The organism is Pseudomonas sp. Sample_11, assembly GCF_004307505.1.
Lineage (GTDB): Bacteria > Pseudomonadota > Gammaproteobacteria > Pseudomonadales > Pseudomonadaceae > Aquipseudomonas > Aquipseudomonas atacamensis.
In genome coordinates this window covers 1-10,050 of the sequence record NZ_RCOD01000043.1, presented here as the reverse complement: position 1 = coordinate 10,050, position 10,050 = coordinate 1, and the positions used below count along the sequence as shown (strand labels likewise).

The following is a 10,050-nucleotide window of genomic DNA, read 5'->3' as shown; positions in this document are numbered from 1 at the left end:
TACGGAGCATTTTCTTTGAGCGCTGCGCAGATTGCTAGGTTTTCACACAGTCTGCGAAGCCGGGTTTTTCATCACGCGATCACTGCATCCACGGCGGTGGAGGCGGTTCTTCGGGTTTGCCTTTCGGCGCGTCGTCCGCCGCGCGAATGGCCTGCTTGCGTTCCTCGTCGAGGCGCGCCGCTTCGATTTCGCGCAGCACCCCGCCGACATCCGCCAGGTCCTCCGGATCGTCGAACTCGCCGGTCAGCACACTGTTCGGGTGCAAGGTGCCGGCTTCGTACAACGCCCACATTTCCTTGGCGTACTTGGTCTTCTTCAATTCCGGCGCGAAACGGCCGAAGTACGAAGCCATGTTGCCAACGTCACGCTCGAGCATGCTGAACGCGTGGTTGTTGCCCGCAGCGTCGACTGCCTGGGGCAGGTCGATGATGACCGGGCCGGTCGGGGTCAGCAGCACGTTGAACTCGGAGAGGTCACCGTGCACCAGACCAGTACACAACATCAGCACGATCTGCGAAATCAGGAACGCGTGATATTCGCGCGCCTGATCCGGCTCCAGTACCACGTCGTTCAGCCGTGGCGCGGCGTCGCCGAATTCGTCGGCCACCAGCTCCATCAACAGCACGCCGTCGAGGAAGTCATACGGCTTCGGCACTCGCACACCGGCGCCGGCGAGACGGAACAGCGCCGCCACTTCAGCGTTCTGCCAGGCGTCTTCGGTCTCTTTGCGACCGAACTTGGACCCCTTCGCCATGGCCCGCGCCTGACGGCTGTTACGAACCTTGCGGCCTTCCTGATACTCGGCCGCCTGGCGGAAACTGCGTTTATTCGCCTCCTTGTAGACCTTGGCGCAACGTAACTGATTGCCGCAGCGCACTACATAAACAGCTGCCTCTTTGCCACTCATCAGTGGGCGCAGCACTTCGTCGACCAGACCGTCCTCGATCAGGGGTTCAATGCGTTTTGGAGTCTTCATCAGCTTTTATTGTGGGTCCTTTATTACCAAACACGCGAATGTCACTCGTTATACGGCAATCCTCGCCCGACGGGGAGGGGTTGCCGACCTGTGAACCTTGAGGATGCACACACTGTGCCGGATCAATCGCAGCGACCCGGGCGAATCATAGCCGAGACCGTGGCATTGATTGGTATCGGCCGGCAAGGGCATTTGCGACAGAATCTGACATGATCGGTGAACTTCAGTTGCCCTCACCCCAGCCCTCTCCCAGAGGGAGAGGGGGCCGACCGAGGTGTCTCCCGTAATGCATCGACCTGAGAGACCGCAGCGCTTATGGTTTGAATCGCAGCTTTGGATTCGGTGAAGGACGCTCAGGTCGGCGTCGATTTCAAGCATCCCCCCATCAGTCCCCTCTCCCTTTGGGAGAGGGTTAGGGTGAGGGGCTTTTTCAGCGTTCAATGATCGCAGTGACACCCTGCCCGCCCGCTGCACAAATCGAGATCAGACCCCGGCCCTTGCCCGCCGCATCCAGCAGCTTGGCCAGATTCGCGACAATCCGGCCGCCCGTCGCAGCAAACGGGTGCCCCGCCGCCAGCGAACTGCCTTTGACGTTAAGCCGACTGCGATCAATCGAACCCAGTGCCGCGTCGAGACCCAAGCGGGTTTTGCAATATTCCGGATCTTCCCAGGCCTTGAGCGTGCACAAGACCTGCGCGGCGAAGGCTTCGTGAATTTCGTAGTAATCAAAATCCTGCAACGTCAGCCCATTGCGCGCCAGCAAGCGTGGCACGGCGTACACCGGCGCCATCAGCAGGCCCTCGGCACCGTTGACGAAATCCACCGCCGCCGCCTCGCCGTCGCGCAGATAAGCGAGGATCGGCAAGCCGCGCTCTTTGGCCCATTCCTCACTTCCCAGCAACACCACCGAAGCGCCATCGGTGAGCGGCGTGGAATTGCCGGCCGTCAGCGTGCCCTTGGCGCTTTTCTCGAAGGCCGGTTTCAGCGTGGCGAGTTTTTCCAGGGTCAGGTCCGGGCGCAGATTGTTGTCGCGGGTCAGGCCGAGGAACGGCGTCATCAAATCGTTGTGCCAGCCTTCGCTGTAGGAAGCGGCGAGTTTGTGGTGGCTTTCGAGGGCCAGTTGATCCTGTTCTTCGCGGGGAATATTCCAGGTCTGCGCCATCAGCTCACAGTGCTCGCCCATGGACAGGCCAGTACGTGGCTCGCCGTTGCGGGGGAATTCGGGAATCAGATGCTGGGGCCGCAACTGCAAAAGGGTTTTCAGTTTGTCGCCGGTGCTCTTGGCGCGGTTGGCCTGCAGAAGAATCCTGCGCAGGCCTTCGCTGACGCTGATCGGCGCATCGGAAGTGGTGTCGACTCCGCCGGCAATGCCGCAGTCGATCTGGCCGAGGGCGATTTTGTTGGCCACCAGCAGCGCCGCTTCCAGACCAGTGCCGCAGGCTTGCTGGATGTCATAGGCCGGTGTCGCTGGAGACAGGCGCGAGCCGAGCACGCATTCGCGGGTCAGGTTCATATCCCGTGACAATTTAAGCACCGCGCCCGCCACCACTTCGCCGATGCGCTGGCCGTGCAGGTTGTAGCGCTCGATCAGGCCTTCCAGCGCGGCGGTGAGCATCGCCTGATTGCTGGCCGTGGCGTACGGCCCGTTGGAGCGGGCGAAAGGGATGCGGTTACCGCCGATGATCGCGACGCGGCGCAGCTGGGTCATGGATAACTCCTGTGGAATTTGCGGATTCACATGGAAACCTGTGGGAGCTGGCTTGCCAGCGATGGGGGCGGCATTTCCAACCCTTCAGCGGCTGACACTCCGCCATCGCGGGCAAGCCCGCTCCCACAGGGTCAGTGGTCTACTCTGCTAAACCAGCGTAGGCCTTATTGCGCCGATCGAACGATTGATTGCCGTGGACAGTCCACACTTTGAACCCCAACTTCTGGAGAGCGTTCCATGTCCGACCGCTATATCGACTTCGCCAACTCATCCTTCGGCCATCGTCTGGTCGGGGCCTTGGGCCTGCCGTCGCCGGTGCGGCTGGAACGCTGGCAGGCTGGGCGTCTGCGGCCGATCGAGGGCGCCCTGTTGCTCGGTGGCGGGCCGCTGGCCGAACGGATCAGCGGGTTTGCCAACCGCTTGACCGACGCGATCTACAGCTACGGCACCGAGCCCTCGCTGGCCACCGCGTGGATCCCCGGCCACGGGCCGAAAATCAAAGCGGTGGTGTTCGACGCCAGCGCTCTGCAACACACCGACCAGCTCAAGCAACTGCGCGAATTCTTCCAGCCATTGATGAAGAACCTCGACCATAGCGCGCATCTGGTGATTCTCGGCCGCGCGCCGGAAAGCCTGGGCGACCCGTTCGCTTCAAGCGCGCAGCGAGCACTTGAAGGCTTCTCGCGCTCATTGGCCAAGGAACTGCGCGGCGGTGGCACCTTGCAGCTGATCTACGTCGGCGAAGGTGCCGAAGATCAACTGGAAGGCCCGCTGCGATTTTTCCTCTCGCCGAAAAGTGCATTCGTTTCCGGCCAGGTGATTCGCCTGACCGCGTGCGCCACACTGGTGACTGACTGGACCCGCCCGCTGGCCGGGCGCAAGGCGTTGGTCACCGGTGCTGCACGCGGCATCGGCGCGTCGATTGCCGAAACCCTGGCGCGTGATGGCGCCGAGGTGATTCTGCTCGACGTACCGCCGGCCAAAACCGATCTCGAAGCCCTTGCCGCGCGCCTCGGCGGCCGGGCGATCACCCTCGATATCTGCGCCGATGACGCCGCCACGCAATTGATCGAACAGCTGCCCGACGGTCTCGACATCCTCGTGCACAACGCCGGCATCACCCGCGACAAAACCCTCGCCAACATGACCCCGGAATTCTGGGACGCGGTGCTGGCCGTCAACCTCAATGCCCCGCAAGTGCTGACCAAGGCGCTGCTCGACAGCGGCACCCTGCGCGACAACGCACGGGTGGTCCTGCTCGCCTCGATCAGCGGCATCGCCGGCAATCGCGGGCAAACCAACTACGCGGCAAGCAAGGCTGGCCTGATCGGTCTGGCCCAGGCCTGGGCGCCGACACTGCTGGAACGCGGCATCAGCATCAACGCCGTGGCTCCCGGTTTCATCGAAACGCAAATGACCGCGCACATTCCGTTCGGCCTGCGCGAAGCCGGGCGGCGCATGAGTTCGCTGGGCCAGGGTGGCTTGCCGCAGGACGTCGCCGAAGCCGTGGCGTGGCTGGCGCAACCGGGCACGGGCGCGTTCACCGGGCAGGCGTTGCGGGTCTGTGGGCAAAGTGTTCTGGGGGCTTGAGCATGAGCATCGAATGGCACACGCTGGATCGCGAACCGAGTCTGCCCGCGCTGTACTCGCGAGCAGCGACGCGACGCAAAATCACCGGTACGCAACTGCCCGACAGCGGCCTGCGTTGCTGGGTCGATATCGACAACAAACGGCTGGCGGCCTATCGCAAGGTCTGCGGTTTCGTCGATGACGGCCTGCTGCCGCCGACCTATCCACACATCCTCGCCTTCGCCTTGCAGATGCAATTGCTCACGGCCAGGGACTTTCCGTTCCCGCTGCTGGGGCTGATTCACCTGAGCAACCGCATCCGCGTGTTGCGGCCAATGGGCGCGATCAGTCGCGCGCAAGTCAGCGTGCGCGTGCACAACCTGCAACCACATGCCAAGGGCGCGACGTTCGATCTGTTGACCACCCTCGACGATCAGCTCGGGCCGCTGTGGGAAGCCGAAAGCCGGATGCTCTGTCGCGGGGTAAAACACGAGGGCGAGGCGCTGGCACAGGACTGGCAGCCGTCACAGGACTTGCTCGAAGTGGCGCGCTGGACTGCGCCGGCCGATATCGGTCGCCAGTATGCGAAAGTTTCCGGCGACTACAACCCGATTCACCTCAGTGCGGCGAGCGCCAAACTGTTCGGGTTTCCCACCGCGATCGCGCACGGACTTTGGAACAAGGCGCGGACACTGGCGGCACTCTCCGATCACCTGCCCAAGGCCAACCTGGAAATCGCCGTGCACTTTCGCAAACCGGTGCGCCTGCCCAGCGAAGTGACTTTGCTGGCCAGTGCCGCGGGTTCCAGCGGTGAGTTGCGCTTGATCGGCGCCGGCGACCTGGAACATATGGTCGGTCAGTGGCAACCGATCGCCTGATCTGGCGGGGCGGAAAAACCCGTTAATTGTGTATATATCACTTAAGTTTTTCCGCGCCCTGCCCGCCGCTTTGGAAAAAACCGAGCCTTGAATATCAAGGCTTTTTTTTGCCCGTTTATTACCTGGGTATTAGTTCTTCGGCATAGCGCCGAGCCCTCTATATAAACGGGTTAATACCAACTTGAGAATGGTGAAAAACCTGCCGTCGACTGAGATTACAGCCACGGACGAGGCATCGCCGACGACAGATCGGCGAGCCATCGAAGGCAACGTAACGTTGTGACAGGTGCAGGAATCTCAATCATGAAAACTCAAGTGATGTGGTCCAAATCGGCAATCGCGCTGGCACTGATCCTTTCGGTCGGCCTCGTCGGCTGCAGCAGCGGCGGTGGCGGTCATCGCAGCAGTTCGGGCAGTTCGACGGCGGACGGCACGGCGGGCACCGATGGCAGCGGTGGTGCGGGCGGCGGAACCGGCGGCGATACTGCCGGCACTGGTGGCACCGGAGGCACTGGCGGCACTGGCGGCGGAACCGGTGGCACTGGCGGTACCGGCGGCGGCACCGATCCGACCAACCCAACCAATCCGACAGACCCGACCGATCCCACCAACCCGACCAATCCCGCTGCACCTTCGCTGGTGACCACAACACTTGTTCAGGATGTCGGCAAAACCGTCAGCGGTGTCGGCGATGGCGTCGGCCAGATCGGCGATTCGCTGAGCACTGTTCCGGTCGCTGGCGGCATCGTGCAAAGCGTGGCCAACACCACCGGCAACGTGGTCAGCACCCTGGGCGATGGCGTCACTGATGGCATCGGCAAACTGGCCACTGACCCCAATGGCCTGACCACCACCGTGGCCTCGGTTGGCGGCGTGGTTTCCGATGTTGGCGACGGCGTGTCGGACCTCAGCGTCAAACTCAACACCGCGACCCGTAGCGTTCCCGTCGTGGGCGGCGTAGTCACCCGGGTGGCGCCGCTGGTCGATGGCATCGGTGAAAAAGTCACCATGCTTGGCGACACCCTCAACACCTCACTGACCAGCGGCCCGACCAGCCAGTTGACCAACAAGGTCGGTAGCGGCCTGGTGCCGGTGATCGCCATGGTCGAAAGCACCACCGACAAGCTCGGCGATGCCACCGGCCTGGGTGATCCGCTCAAAGGGGTGATCTCGAAAGTGGGCGGCACGGTGAACAGCCTCGGCGGCAAAGTTACCGACGCAGGCAGCGGCAATGCCCTGACCAACACCCTCGGCGGCGCCCTGAGCAACACCGGCACGGCGGTCGGCAAAGCGGGTGGCCTGGTGTCCAATGGCACTGGCTCGGGTACTGGCGGCATCGGTGGCATCGGTGGCGGGCTGGGCGGCACCGGTCTGTTGCAAACGGTCGGTGGTGCGGTGGTCAACGTCGGCAGCGGTCTGAATGCCGGCAGCACCAGCGGCGTGGTCAGTGCCGGCGGCGTCACCGCTGGCGGGCTGGGCAACACGATTGCGTCGATCAACACCGTACTCGGCGGCTCGGGCACACCGATCACTGCAACCACGTCGCCGCTGGCCAGTGTCGGCGCCGCAGTCGGTGCGGGCCTCAATCCGGTCACCAGCGCGGTCACCACTGTCACTCAACAGGTCGGCGCCGCTACCGGTCTCGGCACTCCGGTCGCTGGTCTTACAAATCAGGTGGGCGCCGCCGTCGGCAATCTCGGCGGAGCGATTGCCGCCACCAACAATCCGGTCACCACTGCTGTCGGCGGTCTGGTTACCAACGTCGGCGGCACCGTGGCAGCGGTCGGAGGCCTGGTCAACAGCGGCACTGCCACTGGCGGCACAACTGGCGGTCTGGGCGGGGTACTCGGCGGCCTGACCGGCGCGCTGGGCGGCAACAAACGCTGAATTGCACCTGGCCGATTCGACGGCCTTACCTACAGCGCCTACGCTTGGTTGAGGGCGGAAGATTCCCACGAGTCTTCCGCCTTTTTTCTAAGGAAAAATCTGCCCTGTGCTGTGTTCTGACCATGGAGTGTCCTATGCGCGTACTGGCATCCCTGCTGTGCCTGAGCCTCAGTTCCGCTGCCCTCGCCGACACCTTGCCCAGCTTTCTCAACAGCAACGAAACCATCCGCAACCTCCCCGTACCCAACCTGCCCGCCGACGCCTATCGGCCGAGCGCGGCGCCGCTGCAAGTGCCGGACCCGGGTGCGACCGCCGCACAGCCACTGCTGATGGAAACCAAGGTCAACCTCAAGACCGTGCAGATCGAAGGCGGCACGATCTACCCGCTCAACGAACTCGCGGAAATCTACAAGCCACTGATCGGCCGCCAGGCCAGCCTTGCCGAATTGATCGAAGCCACGCGCAACATCACCCGTCGCTATCAGCAGGACGGCTATCTGTTGTCCTACGCGTTCCTGCCGCAACAGAACTTCGATGACGGCGTGGCGCGGGTGGTGCTGGTCGAGGGCTACGTGCGCGATATCCAGATGCAGGGTGACATCGGTCGGGTCAAAAGTCTGCTCGACAAACTCGCCGCGAAAATCCAGGCCGAACGCCCGCTGACGCGCAAGACCTTCGAGCGCTACACCACGCTGATGAGCCGCATTCCCGGCGTGACGATTCAAGCGCAAGTGCCGCCACCGGGCACCACCGATGGCGCGACCACCCTGGTTGCCCAGGCCAGTCGCAAACCGTTCACCAGCACCCTGAGCACCACCGAAGACAACCGCAACGGCCCGCAGGCGTTGCTCGGTGTCAGCAGCAATTCGCAGACGTCGATGGGCGAACAGTTGAGCCTCAGCGGCCTGTTTCCACCGGGCGACGATAAAGAGCATTACTACCGTCTCGACTACAGCCAGTTCCTCGATACCGAGGGCACGCAACTCAACGTCTCGGCCTCGCGCTACCGCGCCGACCCGGACACCGAAGTGCTGGTCGGCGGTGGCGGACGCCTGAGTACCCACCGCGAGAACGATCGCTACTCGATCGGCTTCAGCACGCCCCTGATCGCCTCCGCCAACGAACTGCTGACCGCCGGCTCACGCCTGTATGCGGTCGACGACAAGACGCGCTACGACGGCATCAACTTTCCCTTCAGCACCGAACTGCGCACCGATGTCCGCGCCCTGGCTTTCGAAGGCGACTGGCGCAAGGCCGACGCCCGCCAACTGCGCATCCTCAGTACCGGCGTCTACCAGGGCTTCGACAGCCTCGGCGCGCACACCAACTATGACGACATCGACCTGGATTTCTTCCGCGTCAGGCTGTCCGGCGTGCAGAGCGACAAGTTTCTCGACAACTGGCAAGGCGTGCTCTCGGCGGCGCTGTACTGGAGCGACGACACCTTGCCTGACAGCGAACGCGCCGTATTCGGCGGGCAGAATTTCGGCCGTGGCTACCCCGACGACCAGGCCTCGGGCGACAAGGGTTGGGGCGTGGCCTACGAGGTCAACTACAGCTTCAACCGCGACGGCAACTGGGTGCGCATCCTGCAACCCTACGTCGTTGTCGACCGCTCGCGCAGCTGGTTCAACCAACTGCCGGTGCAGGCCAACAACCTGTCATCGACAGCCGTCGGGCTGAGGTTCGGCGATGCCAAGTACTACAACGTCGCCCTGGAAGTGGCGAAGGCGATGTCGGATGAAGCGCTGGATACGTTCAATCGCAAGCCTCGGTACAGCATCAGTTTCAGTTATCAGTTGTGATGGCCGAGCGGTGTGTCAGTCAGGATTTTTTTGACTGACGCACCGCCTTCGCGAGCAGGCTCGCTCCCACAGATTCGGCGGTGTTCATGGTTGCTGAGTACAACCGCCGTCCCTGTGTGAACGAGCCTGCTCGCGAAAGGGTTCGGCTATTCAACCGATTTATCGCAGCGCTTAAACCAGCCGTTTAAACACACGCCCCGTTACCTCGCAACAGCCCACAAATCCTTGCGCCGTTGCCTACGGCTACGCCAGAATCCGCCGGCTTGTGCGCCTGGGGCGCGGGTTCTATCGTTTGCCTGCCACTGCTCATCAGTGGTCGGGTTTAGCAGCTCGCTGATACCACGTTGCACCAGTTCCATCATTCCGGAATACATTCCTGTGCTTGATGGCGGCTGTGCGCAGGGCGCCCTCGGGCGCGCCGATTTCGTGGCTCATCGGTCTGCTAACCTGCGTTCAGCTGCCACCCTTATCGTTTAGCAGCGACAGGTTGCGGCCCCTACTCCAAAAGGAGACTGAGCCCGTGAAAAAGATAACGCCCGATCCCCCGCTTGCCGATCCGACCTTCGCCGAGCCGCTCCTCGAAGCGCAAAAACTCAAGGAAGCCGCCGACCGCGCCATCGATTACTACCTCAACCCCCGCCTCATCAAAGACCCCGCCGCACCGCGCAAACCCAGCACCCTGTTCATCGTCGACCCGGCTGCGGACAACGAAACCCTGCTGGTACATGCCTGCGAATCACTGGCCTCGGCAAGCATCATGGCCAGCGACCTCGCCGGATTTATCGATGGACCGCAGCGCAATTCCCTGTTGGGAATACAGCAAGTGATCATGCTGGGCGAACTGGCGGTCAACCGCGTACTGGACAGGCTTGTGCCGGAGTGACAAGAGCAAGAGGTTGGTTGCGCAGGTGGTGAGTCAGGCAGAGCGTTGTTGGCTGACTGGCCGCCTTCGCTGGCAAGCCAGCTCCCACAGGATTGATGTACATCAGGAAGAAATGGGTCGGCTGGCAGGGCGCTATCGCGAGCAGGCTCGCTCCCACAGTTTGATCGGGTGCGTTCAGTGAGAAACAGGTAGGCTGTCAGGCCGCCTTCGATGGCAAGCCAGCTCCCACAGTTTGATCGGGTGCGTTCAGTGAGAAACAGGTCGGCTGTCAGGCCGCCTTCGCGAGCAGGCTCGCTCCCACAAAAGCAAAAGCAAAGCAGCGCAGCTGCCCGCGGCGAAGCCGC

The 10,050-nt window shown here is 62.7% G+C and carries 7 protein-coding genes; 5 read left to right on the top strand and 2 right to left on the bottom strand.

What is annotated here, in order from left to right:
• Positions 1-79: 79 nt before the first annotated feature.
• Together D8U60_RS11085 and D8U60_RS11080 are read right to left on the bottom strand one after the other, a co-directional pair.
• The gene (locus tag D8U60_RS11085) at positions 80-976 is read right to left on the bottom strand and encodes a PA4780 family RIO1-like protein kinase (RefSeq protein WP_016771829.1); all 897 of its coding nucleotides are present in this window, start codon (positions 974-976) and stop codon (positions 80-82) included.
• A 430-nt stretch (positions 977-1,406) separates the two neighbouring features.
• Positions 1,407-2,684 carry an acetyl-CoA C-acetyltransferase gene (locus D8U60_RS11080; RefSeq protein WP_130900134.1) on the bottom strand — a complete coding sequence of 426 codons (1,278 nt, stop codon included), beginning with the start codon at positions 2,682-2,684 and terminating at the stop codon, positions 1,407-1,409.
• A 237-nt stretch (positions 2,685-2,921) separates the two neighbouring features.
• On the opposite strand from D8U60_RS11080, the gene D8U60_RS11075 reads away from it, so the two are divergent.
• The 5 genes from D8U60_RS11075 to D8U60_RS11055 all read left to right on the top strand — a co-directional run bounded on the left by D8U60_RS11075 (position 2,922) and on the right by D8U60_RS11055 (position 9,706).
• Complete coding sequence (locus D8U60_RS11075) at positions 2,922-4,274, top strand: 3-oxoacyl-ACP reductase (protein ID WP_130900133.1); 1,353 nt, start codon at positions 2,922-2,924, stop codon at positions 4,272-4,274.
• A 2-nt stretch (positions 4,275-4,276) separates the two neighbouring features.
• Positions 4,277-5,131 carry a MaoC/PaaZ C-terminal domain-containing protein gene (locus D8U60_RS11070; RefSeq protein ID WP_130900132.1) on the top strand — a complete coding sequence of 285 codons (855 nt, stop codon included), beginning with the start codon at positions 4,277-4,279 and terminating at the stop codon, positions 5,129-5,131.
• Positions 5,132-5,434: 303 nt separating this feature from the next.
• Positions 5,435-7,018: a collagen-like triple helix repeat-containing protein gene (locus tag D8U60_RS11065; protein WP_130900131.1), complete on the top strand. Its 1,584-nt coding sequence runs from the start codon at positions 5,435-5,437 to the stop codon at positions 7,016-7,018.
• Between the two features lie 134 nt (positions 7,019-7,152).
• Positions 7,153-8,823 carry a POTRA domain-containing protein gene (locus D8U60_RS11060; RefSeq protein ID WP_130900130.1) on the top strand — a complete coding sequence of 557 codons (1,671 nt, stop codon included), beginning with the start codon at positions 7,153-7,155 and terminating at the stop codon, positions 8,821-8,823.
• Between the two features lie 520 nt (positions 8,824-9,343).
• A complete protein-coding gene (locus D8U60_RS11055) occupies positions 9,344-9,706 on the top strand; it encodes a DUF6124 family protein (RefSeq protein WP_130900129.1) in 363 nt (120 codons plus the stop codon).
• Positions 9,707-10,050: the final 344 nt, after the last annotated feature.